The following is a 17,837-nucleotide window of genomic DNA, read 5'->3' as shown; positions in this document are numbered from 1 at the left end:
GCAAACCCGGGCGGCGCACATGGCGCAACCCGGGTTCGACGGCACGAAAGACGACAGCGGCTTAGGAAGTCTTCGCGGCCTTGGCCAGTGCCTGCGCCGCGGCCTGCGGCGTCATGTTGCTGTTCATGAAGCGCGCAATCACGTCCTGGATCGCGCCGGCCTTGGCGGTGTTGATCGCCATGCCATGTGCCATCGATGGCAGCAGCGCGCCGGCCTTGCTGGTGGCGGCCATGTCATCCATCGACTTCTGCGCGCAGCTGTCGAACTTGTCGCGGGCAGCGCCCGCTCGCACCGGGATCGAACCCTTGTTCAGGTTGAACACCTCCTGGAAGCCGGGGCTCATCACGGCATTGGCCAGCACCAGCTGGGCCTTCTGCTGCTCGGGGTTCTTCACCTTGAACATGGCGAGCGAGTCGATGTTGAACGTGTACGCCTTGTCTGTGCCGGGTGCGGCCACGCACAGGAAGTCCTTGCCCGGCACCTTGCCGGCGGCAGTGAACTCGCCCTTGGCCCAATCGCCCATGAACTGCATGCCGGCCTTGCCGTTGATGACCATGGCCGTGGCCAGGTTCCAGTCACGCCCTGCCGCGTCCTTGTCGATATAGGTCTTGATGCGCGCCAGGGTCTCGAAGGACTTGATCATCGTCGGGCTGGTCAGGGTAGCCTGGTCCAGCTGCACCAGCGCCTTCTTGTAGAAGTCGGCGCCGCCCGTGCCCAGCACGACCGATTCGAACAGCGTGGCATCCTGCCACGGCTGGCCGCCGTGGGCCAGCGCCACCAGGCCGGCCTTCTTGATCTTGTCAGCCGCGTCGAAGAACTCGGCGAAATTGGTCGGTGCCTTGGCGCCGGCCTTGGCCAGCACTGCCGGATTCACCCACAGCCAGTTCACGCGGTGCACGTTGACGGGTACCGCCACGTAGTGGCCCTTGTATTTCATGACGTTCGTCACGACCGGCGGCAGGGTGGATTCCCACTTGCCTTCCGTAGCTGCCTGGTCGATATTGGCCAGCACGCCTTCCTGGCCCCATTCCTGGATCGACGGACCCTTGATCTGGGCCGCCGTCGGCGGGCTGCCGGCCATTACGCGCGCCTTCAGCGCGGTGGCGGCATTCTCGCCGGCGCCGCCGGCCACGGCGAAGTCCTTCCACGCCACGCCCTTCGACTCCATGATCTTTTTCAGCTCGGCGACGGATTTCGCTTCACCACCGGAGGTCCAGTAGTGCAGCACTTCCACCTGCGGCGCCGCCTGCGCGGCGGCGCCCATCAGGGTCGCCAGCGCCAGGACTGCCTTTACGCTCGTTTTCAGTTTCATGCTTGTCTCCTTGTGCGCGTTATTGTTTTACCACCAGGCTTCCAGCTGGACGCCGTACGAGAAACCGTCCGTGTCCTTGCCGTATACGGGCCCGGAGTTGTTGAAGGCGTTCACCATCGGAGTTGCGGCGTCGTTCCATTTGCCGTAGGTGGCGAACAGGCGCAGCTCGGGGCGCGACCAGAAATCGCGGGCCAGCGCGATCGTCGGCGCGATCGTCAGCTTGGTCAGGCGCGCCGTGCCCGGGGTGGCGTCGGACTTCACCTGGCTCACGCCCAGTTCGGCCTGCAGCTTGAAGTTGTCGGTGAAGGCGTATTGTGGGCGGCCGCCGATCGTCGTCCACGTGGTCGAGCCGGTGGCGTCGTTCTTGTCGCGGTGGTACAGGGCAACCAGCGACACGCCGAAGTCGCGCGTCGGCTGCAGATACAGCTCGTCGAACACGCGCACGCGGGTGTAGTCCGATCCCAGCAGCGTGCTGCCCGAGGAACCCATGCGCGAGCAGCAGACGCCGATGCCGGTACCAGGGCCGACGCCGTACTGCACGCCGAACTTGTTGTTGCCGCCCAGGACATTCTTCTGGTGGTGGAACATCGACAGCTGCCAGCCGTTGTGCGTGGTGCGGTCGGTGCCTTCGGCGGTGATGAACGTCGCGGCGAAGTCCAGCGTCCCGCCCGGATTGACGGGCAGGTCTTCGTACAGGATGTTCTGGCGCGAGGCGGCCAGCGAGTCGATCACCTGGCCCGTGACGGGGTCGGTGCTGTTGAAGTCATTGTCCTTGAAGAACGCGTAGCTGATCTTGCCCGGTCCCAGCGGATAACGGTCGATACCGGCGCCGGTGCCGTTCAGGTTAATGTACTGCAAATCCAGGATGTGGATATCCGGGCGCAGGTAGTGGCGCTTGCCGGCCCACGCGGTGCCGCCTTTCAGGAACGGCAGGCCGCGTGCTTCCACGTAGGCCTTGGTCAGTTCCAGGTCGGCGTCGCCGAAGTCGGAGCTGTTCTTGTAGGCGGTGGCCCAGACGGTTGCCACGAAGCTGACGCCGTTCTCGGCCTTCGCCACTTCCTTGGTATAGCCAAGTTCCGTGAAGCTGTCGCATTCGTTGCCGAGGCGGTAGGTCATCGAGACACCGCCAAGGCCGTAGCAGCTCTGGTTGCCGCCGTGGTTGCTGTTGCCGACGCCGGCGCGCAGGTAGCCGTGGAAGCCTTCGATATCGCGTTCGGCAGCGGCGGCCGAACCGCAAGCCAATGCGAGTGCCAGGGACGCGCCAATAGGTTTAAGGGCGAACTTTCTGATCATGCTGTCTCCGCTGTTTAGTATGTTTAGTAATTGATATCGTTGTATCGAGCGCACAGTAGCATCGGAGAAAGAGGGATTCCAGCAGTGGCATCAAAACCACATTTCAAATGCAAGTTGATGATTTTCATGACATTTATGGAACGCGACAGCCAGACGCCGACACAAAAACTTACACATAGGGGGAACAGTGCCGGGCCGCCTGCAACATTTCGCAACAAATCCACACGTTTTGTTGCAAAATGTGCCAGAGTATTACCATGTTCCAGAGAAATTACTGGGGTATAGTCCACACTCGGCGAGTGTGCCGTCATTACAACAAACGCTGTCCCAGCAGATGGCCCGGACCGGGATGAAGCAGTTCAATCACAACACCTTGCGCAAGGCTCTGGCGGCCGTCTGCCTTGCCGCCTGCGCCACCGCCACCGCGGGCACCCAATCGCTGCAGGTCCTGCACTGGTGGAAGTCCGCCAGCGAGCGCAAGGCCGTGGACCTGATCGCACAGCGCCTGGGCGAGCAGGACGTCGGCTGGCACGACGGCGTGGTGCCCAGCGGCTCGGGCGTCGGCGCCGGCATCGTCCTGCGCAGCCGCATGCTGGCCAAGGACGCGCCGGAGGTGGCGCAGCTGAACGGCATCGTGATCCGCGACTGGGCGCAGCTGAACCTGCTGCAGGAACTGGACGCCGTCGCAATCGCCGGCAACTGGAACAAGCTGCTGCTGCCGGCCGTTGCCAGCACCATCGAATACGACGGCCATGTCTACGCGGCGCCGCTGGGCGTCCACCGCATCAATACGCTGTTCTACAACCGCAAGCTGCTGCAGCGCCTTAACCTGCCGGTTCCGGCCACGTGGCCGGAGTTCGAGCGCGTCGCGGCCAGGCTGCAGCAGGCCGGCATCGTGCCGCTGGCCCAGAGCAGCGAACCGTGGCAGGTGGCCACGCTGTTCGAGACGATCGTGCTGGCCGAGGGCGCGGACCTGTACCGCAACCTGTTTCGCCAGCGCGATGCGGCCGCCTACGCGGACCCGCGCCTGGCTCGTGCGCTGGGGCGGCTGCGCGCCATCAAGCGCTGGATGGGCAGCCCGATTCGCGAGCGCAAATGGGACGACAGCGTGCGCGAGCTGGTCGGGAACCGCGCCGCGATGATGGTGATGGGCGACTGGGCCAAGGGCGAGCTGGTCACGCAGGGCATGGCGGTCGAGCGTGACTTCGGCTGTGCGGCGGCGCCGGGCACGGAGCGCTATCACCTGTTCAACGTCGACACGCTCAGCATGCTGGGCACCCACCCCGAGCTGCGCGCGGCCCAGGAAAAACTGGCGGCGCTGGTGCTGACGCCGTCGCTGCAGGTCGACTACAATGCGATCAAGGGCTCGATCCCGGTGCTGCGCAACGCCGGCCATATGAAGATGGACGCCTGTGCGCGCGCTTCGTGGAAGCTCTTCAACAGCGGTGCCGAGGCGCAGGTTCTCAGCCTCGTCCACCGCATGTCCACCGACGAAACGGTGCGCGATGCGATCGTCGCCGAGGTGCACCGCTACTTCCTTGACGACAGCGTGACAGCGGCCGATACGCAGCGCCGGCTGGCGGCCATCGCCCGCACCTCCACCAAGACCAGATAAGTGAGTTAAGCAGCACATGCGCAGGATCCTCATAGTCGACGACGACCAGAAAACCCGGGCCTTGCTGAAGACGTACCTGGAAAAGAACCAGTACGAAGTGGACCTGGCGCACGACGGCGCCACGTTCCTGGCCGAATTCACGCGCTGCGTCGACGAATTGTCGATGGTGATTCTCGACGTGATGCTGCCCGATACGGACGGCTTCGCGCTGTGCCGCACCGTGCGGCAGCGCTCCAATGTCCCCATCATCATGCTGACGGCCAGCTCGGACGAGACCGACCGCGTGGTGGGTCTGGAGCTGGGCGCGGACGACTACATCTCCAAGCCCTACAGCCCACGCGAACTGCTGGCGCGCATCAAGGCCATCCACCGCCGCACCGGCATGGAAGCGCCGGCCGCGCCGCGCTATTACCGCTTCGAGGGCTTCGTGCTCGATACGGTGGCGCGCACGGTCACGGCGCCGGACGGCGAACCGGTGCCGCTGACAGGGCTGGACTTCCAGCTGCTGAAATACTTCGTCGAGCACGCGGGCGACATCCTGGACCGCGGCGTGCTGTCGGAAGGCACGCGCGGGCGCGATGCGGGACCGATGGACCGCTTCCTCGACGTGCAGATCAGCCGCCTGCGGCTGCGCCTGAACGACGGCGGCGGCAGCCCGAAGCTGATCAAGACCGTACGTGGCGTCGGCTACGTGTTCTCGGCCGACGTGACGTCGTCCCATGCCTGACAGGACGCCGCGGCTGCCGCTGCATGGGCATATCGTGCCGTCGTCGCTGCAGGGCAGGCTGACACTGGTGATGGTGATCGGCGTGCTGCTCACACAGCTGGTCGGGAACTTCATCTGGGCCGCCCAGCGCCGCGCCGAGGCGCGCAGCGAAGTGGGCACCGCCGCGCAGCACGTGGCGCACAGTGCCTCCAGCGCGGTGCGCTTTTTTCTGAGCCTGCCGCCGAACTACCGGCCGCTGATCATCCAGCAGTTCCGCGAGATGGGCGGCACGCGCTTCCTGGTCAATATCAACCGCGCGCCCGTGCCGGTGCGCTCGCTGGCGGGGCAGGAGCTGACTGACGCGGCCTTGAAGCAGTTATGGGCGACGCTGAAGGAAGACCTGCCCAACACGCCGAACCTGCGCGTCGCCTTCGCATGGCCGGACCGGCTGGCGGCCGACAATGACGGCGGCACCTTGGCCGACCTGCCGGACAGCTGGACCCAGCACATCCTGCTGACCAAGCCCGCTCCGGTATTGCTGATCCAGGCCGAACTCGATCCCGGCCACTGGCTGTATCTCGCCACGCTGATGCCGAATCCTTATTTCCTCGAGACGGGCAACCCGCTGACGCGCGACCGCCTGCTGCTGCAGGCGATGTCGCTGGCGGCCGTGCTGCTGGTGTCCATTCTTGTCGTGCGCTGGATCACGCGGCCGCTGGCCGCGCTGTCGGATGCGGCGACGGCTTTCGGCAAGGGCGAAAACCCGCCCGCCCTGCCGGAGACAGGCAGCCGCGAATTCGTCACCACGGCCCGCGCGTTCGAGGACATGCGCAAGCGCATCCAGCGCTACATGGAAGACCGCGAGCGCCTGTTCGTCTCCATCTCGCACGACCTGCGTACGCCCATCATGCGCCTCAAGCTGCGCGCCGAACTGCTGGACGACGACGACATGCGCAGCGAATTCCACGACGACCTCGATGAACTGGACATGATGGTCAAGGGCGCGCTGCAGACGGTGAAGGACAGCGACATTCACGAAAACGCGACGGAAGTGCGGCTGGACGCGCTGCTGGGCCGCATGGTGCGCGATGCGCAGCTGGCCGGCCACGAAGTGTCGTTCAAGGCGTCCGGCCTGACGGTGACGGCCCGGCCGCTGGCGCTCAAGCGTGCGATCGGTAACCTGCTGAACAACGCGCTGTATTACGGCAAAAAGGTCGAACTCTCCGTGTGCGAACAAGGCGGCAATATCGAGATCGTGGTGCGCGACCATGGCCCCGGCGTGCCGGAAGAAGCGCTGGCCGGCCTGGGCCAGCCGTACGTGCGCCTGCAGCACGGCCGCAGCCGTAACAGCAGCGGCATGGGTCTGGGGCTTTCCATCGCCCGCGGCATCGTGCAGGCGCACGGTGGCCAGCTGCTGCTGGCCAATGCGCCGGACGGCGGCTTCCAGGCAACCATCGTGCTGCCGGGCGGGGTGTTTCACCCGGAATGAGCGGGGAAAGGCACCTTCCGCCGGAAGGTGCCGGGCACTGATGTCAGATGCTTTCCTGACCTTCGTTTTTGTCCTTAGACACGAAGTCCTTGATCATCGGCGCCACGTCGGCGATGGGTTTGGCAAGGCTGAGGGCCGACGACAGTACGGGTAACAGAGGAAGCGGCATGGTGGATCTCCTGAAAGGTTGAATGACTTCACTCGGGGTCGAGTGGTCATGAGTGTCCGGCCCGGGCCATTAGGTTCCTCCCCCGCCTTCAATCAATCTGCCACGCCGTTCCCACCATGCACTGATCAGAAACAGCGCGCAGGCGCCAAACAGCACCGCGGGCAGCGCATGAATGCCGACACCGTGCATCAGCGCCCCCGTCGCCAGCGGCCCGGCCGCGCTGGCGATGCCCCATGACGCGTTGACGACGGCCGAAGCGCTGGTCAGCGCGGCGCCGCTGAACCGCTCGCCGCAGGCGACCAGTGCCAGCATGTAGATCGCCCCCGCGGCGGCGCCCAGCGCCAGCAGCAGCGTCCACCACAACCATGGGATGCCGGCCGCCAGTGGCAGCAGCGGCAGCAGCAGGCAGACGGCGATGCCGCAGCCGACATGCACGCGGAAGCGTCCGTAGCGGTCGGCCAGCGCGCCCATTGCGAACTGCAGCGCCGTGTCGCCCGCGAGGACGACGGTGGCCGAGATCAGCGCCAGTTCCGTCACGATCCCCTGGCGCATCGCATACACGGGCAGCAGCGCCAGGATCAGGGTGTCGAACAGTGCGAAAAACGCCGCCCCCAGCGCGATCATCGGCATCTTCGGCAGCACGTCCTGCCAGCGCGCGTGCGCTTCCTTTTCCGCCGGCAGCCGGGTTCCGTTCAGCAGCATCAGGCCGGGCAGGGCGGCGATGAACAGCAGCCCGCAGGCCGCGAAGGGCCACGCCAGCCGGCCGTTCAGCAGTGCGACCAGCGCGGGCCCCGCCAGCTGGAACAAGGTAAAGCTTGTCGTGTAGAGCGCCACCACGCGACCTCTCGACTGGTCGGGCGCGATGCGGTTGACCCACGCTTCGCCGATCGTGAACAGCACGCCCATCGCCGCCCCGAAGACCAGCCGTAGCGCGCACCACAGCCAGACATCGGTCGCGGCCTGCATGGCCGCCGTGACGGCGGCGGCGGCCCAGACGGCACCCATCATCGTGTGGCGCGGGCCGAAGCGGGCCACCCAGCCGGTGACGAACGGCGCCACGCCAAGGATGCCCAGCGCGCTGGCGGCGGTGACGAGGCCGATGACCTGCGTGCCGGCGCCGCGCACGTCCAGTGTCACGGCGGTCAGCGGGATGGTGGCGCCCAGGCCAAGGCCGACGATGCCGATGCTGATGACGAGGGCGGAAAAATCGCGCCATGGGAGGTTTTTCATGGCGCGCGGCAGGCAATGAACGTCAAAACGGGCGATTCGGTTGTGTATCTGCGCAATGATAGCAAAATTGAATTTGTGATAAATTAAGTCATCGGTCGCCAGCGACCGCGGCGTCTTTTCGCACAGGCGCCGGGGTCGGGACCTCATCTGGAGCTGAGCTGAAAACATGCGCCGTCCTGTCGTCCTCGTTCCTGCCTGCACGCGGCAGATTGGCCATTTCCCCAATCACGCGGCGCAAAACAAGTATGTCAACGCGGTGACCCTCGGGGCCCGTTGCATGCCGTTGATCCTGCCCGCGCTGGCCGAGCTGACCGACATGGAAGCGGTGCTGGCGGTGGCGGACGGCATCATGCTGACCGGTTCGGCCTCCAACGTGCACTCGGACCTGTACGGACAGCCCATCCGCAATCCCGCCCTGCCGCTCGATGCGGCGCGGGATGCGACGGTGCTGCCGCTGATCCGCGCGGCCGTCAAGCGCGGCATTCCGCTGCTGGGGATTTGCCGTGGCTTCCAGGAGATCAACGTGGCACTGGGCGGCACGCTGCACCAGGCGGTGCAGGAAGTGCCGGGCATGATGGACCACCGCGACCGCGAGGACGATTCGCTGGAAGTGCAGTATGGTCCCGCCCATCCGATCCGGCTGACCCCCGGCGGGAAGTTCTCGCAAATGCTGGGCAACCTTGATGAGATCACCGTCAACTCCCTGCACGGGCAGGGTGTCGACGTGCTGGCCCCCGGCCTCACCGTGGAAGCGGTGGCGCACGACGGGCTGGTGGAAGCCTACACGGTTGCCGCCGCGCCGGGCTTCACGCTGGCGGTGCAATGGCACCCCGAGTGGCGCATCACGGAAAACCCCGACTCGATGAAGATGTTCCTCGCTTTCGGCAACGCCTGCCGCGACTACCAGGCGAAGCGCCAGGAGCGGGGCGGATGAAACCCTTTAGATACCGGGCCGGCAGTATCCCCTAGCTGTTCTTGCGAAGTCAGTGCACGGGTACGCGGCCAGGGCCGCGATCAATGACTTTTTGGAGCAAGAGATGGCTATACGCGAGAATTTCACCTATACCGACATGGACGAGTGGCTCAATGAAAAACGGGTCACCGAAATCGAATGCCTGGTGCCGGACCTGACGGGGGTCGCCCGCGGCAAGATCCTGCCGCGGGCGAAATTCACGGAAGACCGGGGCATGCGCATTCCGGAAGCCGTGCTGGGCATGACCGTCACGGGCAATTCCCCTGTCGACGACCCGGCATACGACCGCGCGATCTCTGTCACCGACCGGGACATGATCCTGAAAGCCGATCCCACCACCATCACGATGGTGCCGTGGGCCACCGACCCCACCGCGCAGGTCATCCACGACTGCTATTTCGCCGACGGCCGCCTGGTCGATTTCGCGCCCCGTTCCGTGCTGCGGCGCGTGCTGAAACTGTATGCGGACAAGGGCTGGAAGCCCGTCGTCGCACCGGAACTGGAGTTCTACCTGACGGCGAAGATCTCCGACCCGGACCTGCCATTGCGCGCTCCGGTCGGCCGCAGCGGCCGCGCCGAGACGTCGCGCCAGGTCTACAGCATCGACGCCGTCAACGAGTTCGATCCGCTGTTCGAGGATATCTACGATTACTGCGACCTGATGGGCCTGGACGTGGACACGCTGATCCATGAAATCGGGGCCGGCCAGATGGAGATCAACTTCCTGCACGGCGAGCCGCTGGGCCTTGCCGACAAGGTGTTCTTCTTCAAACGCACGCTGCGCGAGGCGGCCCTGAAACACCAGATGTACGCGACCTTCATGGCCAAGCCGATGGCCGGCGAACCCGGCTCGGCGATGCACGTGCACCAGAGCGTCGTGGACGCGGAAACGGGCTGGAACATCTTCAGCAACCAGGACGGCTCGCCGTCGGCGCTGTTCAAGAACTACATCGGCGGCCTGCAGCGCTATATGCCGTCGGCGCTGGCGATCATTGCCCCTTACGTCAACTCGTATCGCCGGCTGGTGCGCCACACGGCGGCGCCGATCAATATCCAGTGGGGCATGGACAACCGCACCGTTGGCTTCCGCGTGCCGGAATCGGGCGTGCAGGACCGTCGCGTGGAGAACCGCATCATCGGCTCGGACGCCAATCCGTACCTGGCGCTGGCCGTCACGCTGGCCTGCGGCTACCTCGGCATGATGGACGCGCTGGAACCGACCGCCATCACGACGGGCAGCGCCTACGAGATGGAATACGAGCTGCCGCAAGGCCTGCCCGAAGCGCTGCAGCGCCTGCGCGGCGAGGACAAGCTGCGCGAAGTGCTGGGCGAGCGCTTCATCGACGTCTACGCGGCCATCAAGGACCTGGAGCACCAGGAGTTCATGACCGTCATCAGTCCGTGGGAGCGCGAGCACCTGCTGCTGCACGTCTGATGCCCTGAACAGCTTTCCCGGCCGGCGCGCTCGGAGTACACTGGTGTCGAATACCGGCTGCCAGCGCGCCGGTCGACCATCAGGAGCGCATCATGACAACGACTCCCATCGTGCCCGTGCTGCCGGACACGCAGGTACTGCAACGCCTCGACGCCGCCCACTTCCTGCATCCGTTCACGGATCACAAGGCGCTGGCCGAGAAGGGTGTGCGCGTGATGGTGCGTGGCGACGGCATCTACCTGTGGGACTCGGAAGGGCGCAAGGTGCTGGACGCGATGTCGGGCCTGTGGTGCGTCAATGTCGGCTACGGGCGCACCAGCATCACGCAGGCGGTGGCCCGGCAGATGGAGACGCTGCCCTTTTATAACAGCTTCTTCAATACCACGACGATCCCGGCCGTCGAGCTGGCCGCCAAGCTGGCGCGCATCGCGCCTGCCGGTTTTCGTCACGTGTTTTATACGGGTTCCGGCTCGGAAGCGAACGACACGAATGTACGCATGGTGCGCCGCTACTGGGACCTGCTGGGCCAGCCCGAGCGCACCGTCATCATCAGCCGCCACAACGCCTATCACGGCAGCACGATGGCCGGGGCATCGCTGGGCGGCATGAGCGGCATGCACGTGCAGGGCGGGCTGCCGATTCCGGGCATCGTCCACATCAACCAGCCCAGTTATGCCGAACACGGTGTCGGCATGACGCCCGAGGAATTCGGCGTGCATGCGGCATCGTGGCTGGAAGAGCGCATCAGGGAACTGGGGCCGGACAAGGTGGCCGCCTTCATCGGCGAACCGATCCAGGGCGCCGGCGGCGTCATCATCCCGCCTGTCACGTACTGGCCGGAAGTGCGCCGCATCTGCGACAAATACGACATCCTGCTGATCGCGGACGAAGTCATCACCGGCTTTGGCCGGCTTGGTAAATGGTTCGCTTCCGAGCAGTTCGGCATCCGGCCCGACCTGATCACGTTCGCCAAGGGGGTCACGTCGGGCTATGTGCCGCTGGGCGGGGTGCTGGTCAGCGACAAGGTGGCCGGGGTGATTGTCGCCGGCGGCGACTTCAATCACGGCTTTACATATTCCGGCCACCCGGTAGCCTGCGCGGCCGCGCTGGAAAACATCCGCATCATCGAAGAGGAAAAACTGCTGGAGCAGGTGGCGCATGACACGGCGCCGTACCTGAAGGCGCGCTTCGCCAGCCTGGCGGCCCATCCGCTGGTCGGCACAGCCGAGAGCTGCGGCTTTGTCGCGGGCCTCAATCTCGTGCGGCGCAAGGCCGGTAACGTGCACTACCAGGTGAAGTTCGATCCGGGCCTGGGCGTCGGCATGATCTGCCGCGCACACATGTTCGACAATGGCGTCATCATGCGCGCGGTGGGCGACAGGATGATCATCGCGCCGCCCTTGATCATGACGCGGCCGCAGATCGACGAGCTGATCGGCTTGATCCGCCTGTGCCTGGATCGCACGCTGGAAGACCTGGAACGGCGCGGCTGGATGAGATGACGGCCGCGTCGGCGTTTCAGCCGTGTGCCATCAGGCGTTCGCGCCGTGCAGATGCGCTGCCGCATCCTGCCGGTTCTTCAGTACCTGCGGCCCCAGAGAACCGATGAACATGCCCGCAAACGCGGCCAGCAAGCCGGCCAGCTGGCCCGGGAACATGGCGCCCAGGCTGGAAATCTGCGGGAAGAACAGGATCCAGACAAAGATGCCGGCACCGATCGACAGGATCGCCCCCTGCGTCGTGGCGCGCTTCCAGTACAGCCCCATCACCAGCGGCACGAATGCGCCGACCAGCGTGACCTGATAGGCGCTCGACACCAGCTCGTAGATCGACGTGCCCTGCATGGCGATCGCGTAGGTCAGCACCAGCGCGGCGAAGACGACGATCGTCACGCGCATGGCGAACAGTTGCTGGCGGTCGGTCATGCCGGGGCGCAGATTCTTCAGGATGTTCTCGACAAAGCTGGTGGACGGCGCCAGCAACGTGGCCGACGACGTACTCTTGATGGCCGACAGCAGCGCGCCGAAGAACAGGATCTGCATCACCAGCGGCATCTTCGTCATGACGAAGGTGGGGAGCAGGCGCTGGTAGTCGTTCTTGGCGATGTCCATCGCCTGGTCGCCCATCACGACGACGGCGGCGGCCACGATGAACATCGGCACGAAGCCGAACAGGATGTAGCTGGCGCCGCCGATCACGGCGCCGGTGCGCGCCGTGGGTGCATCCTTGGCCGACATCACGCGCTGGAACACGTCCTGCTGCGGGATACTGCCGAACATCATCGTGATGGCGGCGGCGAAGAAGAAGACGATGTCGGTGAAGGTGGGCTCGGGCAGTACGCGCCACAGGTCGGCATGCTGCGCCATCGCCAGCACCTCGTCCGCGCCGCCGGCCAGGTCGGCCGCGAAGAACGCGATGACCGTCATGCCGACAACCAGCACGATCATCTGGACGAAGTCGGTGACGGCGACCGCGAGGAAACCGCCGACGACGACATAGATCAGCACCGCCAGCGTGCCGATGACCATGCCCGTGGCGGGCGACATCGCGCCGTTGGTGAGCACGGAGAATACCAGGCCCAGCGCCGTGATCTGCGCGGCCACCTAGCCCAGGTAGCTGAGGATGATCGTCACGGAGCAGAACACTTCGATGCCCCTGCCGTAGCGCTGGCGATAGTAGTCGCCGATCGTCAGCAGGTTCAGTTTATACAGCTTGGTGGCGAAGAACAGGCCGACGAGGATCAGGCACGTGCCGGCGCCGAACGGGTCTTCGATGACGGCGTTCAGGCCGCCCTGGACGAATCTGGCAGGGACGCCCATGACGGTTTCGGCGCCGAACCACGTGGCGAAGGTTGTCGTGATGACCATGATCAGCGGCAGGCTGCGGCCAGCCACCGCGAAATCGGCCGTATTCTTGATCCGGCGTCCCGCCCACATGCCGAGACCCAGCGTCCCCAGAAGGTAGAGCGCGACGAAGATGATCAGAGTGGTGTTCATGTATGGGCGGCTTGAAGATGAAAAATCGGGCGGAAAATGCGCGATTATAAAGGCAGAAGAGGGCGGCGGGACCATCTTCGCTAGTGTCCCTCATCAGTTGTTGTATTGAGGGAATCGCCGCCGCCGCTGGCCCTCAGGTGCGCAGCACAACGCGCCGGCGCTCGCGGGCCGACTGGTAGATCGCCTCGATGATGCGCAGGTCGCGCAGTCCTTCCTCGCCCGGCACGATGGGTTCGCGGCCCGTCAGCACGCACTGCGCCATATGGTCGAGCTGGCCAGCCCATTGCGTGGCGCCCGGGCCGGGTGGCGGCCTGACTTCGTTCTCGCGGCCCTTGCCGACCCACAGCCGGTTGCCTGCATAGCTGGTGCCGGGTTCCAGTTCGATGCGGCCCTTTTCGCCCATGAGAAGGATGTGGTTCTGGTTGGCGCTGTACATGGACATGCAGGAGGCCAGCACGCCGGAGGGGAATTCCAGCTCGAATTCGATCATGTCCTCCACTTCACGGAAGCGCGGGTCGTTACGGTCGGTGCGCTCGGTGGCGTAGACGGAGATGGGCTCTTCGCCCGTCATGTAGCGGGCTGCCTGCAGCGCGTAGATGCCGATGTCCATCAGAGAGCCGCCGCCGGACATCGCCTTCTTCAGGCGCCAGGAGTTCGGGTTGCCGGCCACAAAGCCATGTTCGGAGCGGAAGTAGCGCAGCTTGCCGATGTCGCCGGCCCGTGCGCAGCGGATCGCTTCCAGGTTGTTTTCCTCGAAATGGCAGCGGTAGCCGATCATCAGCTTCTTGCCCGCCTGCTTGCAGGCGGCGATCATCGACTCGCATTCGGCGGCGGAGACGGCCATCGGCTTCTCGCACAGCACGTGCTTGCCCGCCTTGGCGGCGCGGATCGTGTACTCGGCGTGCATGGCAACGGGAAGGCAGACGTAGACGACGTCGATGTCCGGGTTGTCGCGGATGCTGTCGTAGTTCTGGTAGTTGTACAGGCTGCGATCGGGGACGCCATATTCGGCCGCCACGCGTCTGGCCTTGGCCGCGTCGCCGCTGACGAGGGCCACCAGCCGGCTGTGCTGACAATTCTTGAATTGCGGGATGATAACGCCGAGCCCATAGCCGCCCAGGCCGACGATCGCATATCCCACCTTGCGCACGGGCGTCTGGGCCCGCACCGGAACACCCAGGGCCGCCGCCGCCACCGCGCTGCCGCCCGCCAGAACCACACTACGCCGATCCAGATCGATCATCCCCAGCTCCCGTCGAGTCACTGCGAAAAATCCCCGCAGCAGCGGGGTTGTCGGGGGATTGTAGTATAAATACAAGCCGCGATGGCTCAGTCCGTGTCACCGCGGTGTCAGGCACCGCGGTGGGACACAAGCCCGGCCGTGGAAATTATTCCTTCAGGCCGGCCGCCAGCGTGGCGACCTTGCCGGCATCCGCGCCGACGGCTTTTACCAGGCGCTTGCCGTAGTCGGCATCGGCCTTGTAGAAATGCGACAGCATCGTGTACAGGCTGTCCTGGTTCTTCACCCGTTTCAGGTCGCCGGACAGGTTCACGATCAGGTCATCCCGGTCCTGCTTCGACAGCGCGCGATAGAACTCGCCGGCCTGCTGGAAGTTCAGCGTCTTGGCGATGCGCTGCTGCTGCGTGGTGCCGGTCAGTGGCAGGTTGCTGCTGCGGGCGTTCGGATCTTCCTTCACCTGGGCCAGGCGGCTCGGTTCGTAGTTCACGTTGCCCTTGCGGCCGGACGTGTTGGCGGCGCCGTCGATATTGTTGTTGACGACGGGGACCAGCGGCCGGTTGATCGGCAGCGACTGGAAGTTCGCGCCGAGGCGGTGGTGCTGCGTGTCGATATACGAGAACAGGCGGCCCTGCAGCATGCGGTCTTCCGACGCTTCGATGCCCGGCACGAGGTTACCCGGTGCCATGGCGACCTGCTCGGTCGATTCGAAGAAGTTGTCCGGCACCTTGTTCAGCACCAGCGTGCCGACCTTGCGTTCGGGGACGCCCGTCCAGACCTTGGTCGCGTCGAGCGGGTCGAAGTCGAACTTGTCCAGGTCCTGCGGCTTGATGATCTGCACCGTCAGGTCCCATGCGGGGAATTTGCCGGCCTTGATCGATTCATACAGATCGACGGTGGCGTGGCTGGTGCTCCTGCCCTGCACGACGGCGATGTCCTGCGGACGCAGGTTGCGCTCGCCCTGGCGCGACTTCCAGGCGAACTTGCCGTACACGTATTCGCCCTTGGCGTTGACCAGTTTGAGCGCGTGCACGCTGCTGCCGTTCATCTCGCGGTAGCTGGCGGGCGTGCCCAGGTTCGAGTAGACGCGGGTCAGCATGTGCGTCGCTTCGGGGATGTGCGAGAAGAAGTCGAACACGCGTTCCGGCTCCTGCACGTTTGTCACCGGGTCCGGTTTCAGCGCGTGGATCATGTCCGGGAACTTGATCGCGTCGCGGATGAAGAAGATCGGCAGGTTGTTGCCGACCATGTCGAAATTGCCTTCTTGTGTGTAGAACTTGACGGCAAAGCCGCGCGGGTCGCGCGTCGTCTCCGCGCCCGAGCGGCCCGGGATCACGGTCGAGAAGCGCACGAACACGGGCGTGACGGTGTCGCGCGCAAACAGCCTGGCTTTCGACAGGTCGGACAGGTCGTCGGTCGCCGTAAACGTGCCGTGGGCACCGGTGCCGGTGGCGTGGACGACGCGCTCGGGAATGCGCTCGCGGTCGAAGCGTTGCAGCTTCTGCACCAGGTGGACGTCCTGCAGCAGGGTCGGGCCGTTTGGACCGGCCGTCTGGCTGTTCTGGTTGTCGCCGACGGGGGCGCCGTTGTCTTTTGTCAGCGTCTGGGCATGCGCGCCCGTCGCGAATGCCGCGAGACCCGACAGTACGACCAGGCTGCACAACACGGTGCGGCCTGGACGGAAAGCAAGAAGATTGCTCATATACATTCTCTATCGACTTTAATGTTTAAGGAATGCTTATGCTATCGACTCGGCGGTAATTGTTGAAATTTATTGTAGCTATCACACCGATAGCTAATGTCTAAATCGCATTGCGGGCCTGGCCGCAGTAGAATCGGTTCAAACGACAAGGAGACAACGGATGACATCCTCAACATGGCAAGAACGTGCACGCGACCTGCAGATCGATGGCCGTGCATTCATCAATGGCGAACGCGTCGCCGCGCGCAGCGAGCGGCAGTTCGACAATCACTCCCCCATCGACGGCCGCCTGCTTGGCGCCGTGGCGCGCTGCGATGGCGCCGATGTCGACATTGCAGTCAGCGCCGCGCGCGCGGCATTCGACGACGGCCGCTGGGCCAGTTTCGCGCCCGCGAAACGCAAGCGCATCCTGCTCAAGTTCGCGGACCTGATGCAGCAGAATGCAGCCGAACTGGCGCTGCTCGAAACGCTGGACATGGGCAAGCCGATCAAGTACAGCCAGGCCGTGGACGTGGCCGGCGCCGCCAACTGCATCCGCTGGTACGGCGAAGCGATCGACAAGGTATATGGCGAGATCGCCCCGACACCTGCCAACAGCCTGGCGCTGATCACGCGCGAGCCGGTCGGCGTCGTCGGTGCCATCGTGCCGTGGAATTACCCGATGCTGATGGCGTCGTGGAAGATCGCGCCGGCCCTCGCGGCGGGCAACAGCGTGATCCTGAAACCGTCGGAGAAGTCGCCGCTGACGGCGCTGCGGATGGCCGAACTGGCGCTGCAGGCGGGTATTCCGCCAGGCGTGTTCAATGTGCTGCCGGGCTTCGGCAACGAGGCGGGCAGCGCGCTGGCGCTGCACATGGACGTGGACTGCATCGCGTTTACCGGCTCCACCCGCGTGGGCAAGCAGATCATGCAGATGGCGGGGCAGTCGAACCTGAAGCGGGCCTGGACGGAGCTGGGCGGCAAATCGGCCAACATCCTCTGTGCCGACTGCCCGGACCTGGATGCGGCGGTGGCAGCGTCGATCGGCTCGATCTTCTTCAACCAGGGCGAAAGCTGCAACGCGCCATCGCGCCTGTTTGTCGAGGAGTCGATCCGTGCACGCTTCATTGAAAAGGCGCTGGCGCTGGTGCCGGCCTACGCGCCGGGCGACCCGCTGGACGACAAGACGGTGATGGGCGCCATCGTCGACGACATCCAGCTGAAAACGGTAATAGGCTATATCGAGCAGGGCAAGGCCGCCGGCGCGAAACTCGTCACGGGCGGCGAACGGGTACGCCTCGACACGGGCGGCTACTACGTCGCCCCGACGATCTTCGATAACGTCACCGCCGACATGGCGATCGCCCGAGAGGAGATCTTCGGCCCCGTGCTGTCGGTATTGAGTTTTACGGACGTGAAGGAGGCGGTCAGACAGGCCAACGCGTCGCCGTACGGCCTGCATGCGGCCGTGTGGACGGCCGACCTGACGAAAGCCATCCAGACGTCACGCGCGCTGCGTGCCGGCACGGTGCACGTGAACCAGTACGACAACGACGACATCACCGTGCCGTTCGGTGGCTACAAGCAGTCCGGGAACGGGCGCGATAAATCGCTGCATGCGTTCGACAAGTACACCGAGTTGAAGACGACCTGGATCCAGATCTGACGTCGGAGGTATACCACCGGAGAGAGCTTATGGCT

The 17,837-nt window shown here is 64.9% G+C and carries 13 protein-coding genes and 1 pseudogene; 7 read left to right on the top strand and 7 right to left on the bottom strand.

Annotated elements, in window-relative coordinates; translation table 11 throughout:
- Window positions 1–61: 61 nt before the first annotated feature.
- Together E1742_RS13665 and E1742_RS13660 are read right to left on the bottom strand one after the other, a co-directional pair.
- A complete protein-coding gene (locus E1742_RS13665; RefSeq protein ID WP_134385471.1) occupies window positions 62–1,312 on the bottom strand; it encodes an ABC transporter substrate-binding protein in 1,251 nt (416 codons plus the stop codon).
- A 27-nt stretch (window positions 1,313–1,339) separates the two neighbouring features.
- The gene (locus tag E1742_RS13660; RefSeq protein WP_134385470.1) at window positions 1,340–2,605 is read right to left on the bottom strand and encodes a maltoporin; all 1,266 of its coding nucleotides are present in this window, start codon (window positions 2,603–2,605) and stop codon (window positions 1,340–1,342) included.
- 349 nt (window positions 2,606–2,954) lie between these two features.
- On the opposite strand from E1742_RS13660, the gene E1742_RS13655 reads away from it, so the two are divergent.
- From E1742_RS13655 to E1742_RS13645, 3 genes are read left to right on the top strand one after another with little or no spacing between them, the layout of a single operon-like run.
- Window positions 2,955–4,220, top strand: a complete 1,266-nt coding sequence (locus tag E1742_RS13655; RefSeq protein ID WP_134385469.1) for an ABC transporter substrate-binding protein — start codon at window positions 2,955–2,957, stop codon at window positions 4,218–4,220.
- A gap of 16 nt (window positions 4,221–4,236) precedes the next feature.
- Window positions 4,237–4,947, top strand: coding sequence for a response regulator (locus tag E1742_RS13650; RefSeq protein WP_134385468.1), 711 nt, complete (start codon window positions 4,237–4,239; stop codon window positions 4,945–4,947).
- Window positions 4,940–6,415: an ATP-binding protein gene (locus E1742_RS13645; protein WP_134385467.1), complete on the top strand. Its 1,476-nt coding sequence runs from the start codon at window positions 4,940–4,942 to the stop codon at window positions 6,413–6,415. Before E1742_RS13650 ends, E1742_RS13645 begins: the two co-directional genes overlap by 8 nt.
- Before the next feature lie 43 nt (window positions 6,416–6,458).
- Here the strand turns inward: E1742_RS13645 and E1742_RS27065 are convergent, their stop codons facing one another.
- The gene (locus tag E1742_RS27065) at window positions 6,459–6,584 is read right to left on the bottom strand and encodes a hypothetical protein (RefSeq protein WP_259772401.1); all 126 of its coding nucleotides are present in this window, start codon (window positions 6,582–6,584) and stop codon (window positions 6,459–6,461) included.
- A gap of 69 nt (window positions 6,585–6,653) precedes the next feature.
- Complete coding sequence (locus E1742_RS13640; RefSeq protein WP_134385466.1) at window positions 6,654–7,814, bottom strand: MFS transporter; 1,161 nt, start codon at window positions 7,812–7,814, stop codon at window positions 6,654–6,656.
- 166 nt (window positions 7,815–7,980) lie between these two features.
- Here E1742_RS13640 and E1742_RS13635 point away from each other — a divergent pair, with 166 nt between their 5' ends.
- The 3 genes from E1742_RS13635 to E1742_RS13625 all read left to right on the top strand — a co-directional run bounded on the left by E1742_RS13635 (window position 7,981) and on the right by E1742_RS13625 (window position 11,724).
- Window positions 7,981–8,748 carry a gamma-glutamyl-gamma-aminobutyrate hydrolase family protein gene (locus E1742_RS13635; protein ID WP_134385465.1) on the top strand — a complete coding sequence of 256 codons (768 nt, stop codon included), beginning with the start codon at window positions 7,981–7,983 and terminating at the stop codon, window positions 8,746–8,748.
- Between the two features lie 103 nt (window positions 8,749–8,851).
- Entirely contained in the window at window positions 8,852–10,222 is a 1,371-nt protein-coding gene (locus E1742_RS13630; protein WP_134385464.1) for a glutamine synthetase family protein, read from the top strand.
- A 92-nt stretch (window positions 10,223–10,314) separates the two neighbouring features.
- Window positions 10,315–11,724 carry an aspartate aminotransferase family protein gene (locus tag E1742_RS13625; RefSeq protein ID WP_134385463.1) on the top strand — a complete coding sequence of 470 codons (1,410 nt, stop codon included), beginning with the start codon at window positions 10,315–10,317 and terminating at the stop codon, window positions 11,722–11,724.
- A 30-nt stretch (window positions 11,725–11,754) separates the two neighbouring features.
- Here the strand turns inward: E1742_RS13625 and E1742_RS13620 are convergent.
- From E1742_RS13620 to E1742_RS13610, 3 genes and pseudogenes are all read right to left on the bottom strand, one after another.
- Window positions 11,755–13,218: pseudogene (locus E1742_RS13620) on the bottom strand (high affinity choline transporter 1).
- A gap of 133 nt (window positions 13,219–13,351) precedes the next feature.
- Window positions 13,352–14,461: a Gfo/Idh/MocA family protein gene (locus E1742_RS13615; RefSeq protein WP_134385462.1), complete on the bottom strand. Its 1,110-nt coding sequence runs from the start codon at window positions 14,459–14,461 to the stop codon at window positions 13,352–13,354.
- A 145-nt stretch (window positions 14,462–14,606) separates the two neighbouring features.
- On the bottom strand, window positions 14,607–16,157 hold the full coding sequence (locus E1742_RS13610) for a catalase (protein ID WP_166793485.1): 1,551 nt from the start codon (window positions 16,155–16,157) through the stop codon (window positions 14,607–14,609).
- A 160-nt stretch (window positions 16,158–16,317) separates the two neighbouring features.
- Between E1742_RS13610 and E1742_RS13605 the strand changes: the two genes are divergently transcribed.
- Window positions 16,318–17,802, top strand: coding sequence for an aldehyde dehydrogenase (locus E1742_RS13605; protein ID WP_134385460.1), 1,485 nt, complete (start codon window positions 16,318–16,320; stop codon window positions 17,800–17,802).
- Window positions 17,803–17,837: the final 35 nt, after the last annotated feature.

This window comes from Pseudoduganella plicata (assembly GCF_004421005.1).
Lineage (GTDB): Bacteria > Pseudomonadota > Gammaproteobacteria > Burkholderiales > Burkholderiaceae_D > Rugamonas > Rugamonas plicata.
This window is presented reverse-complemented; position numbering and strand designations above follow the sequence as displayed.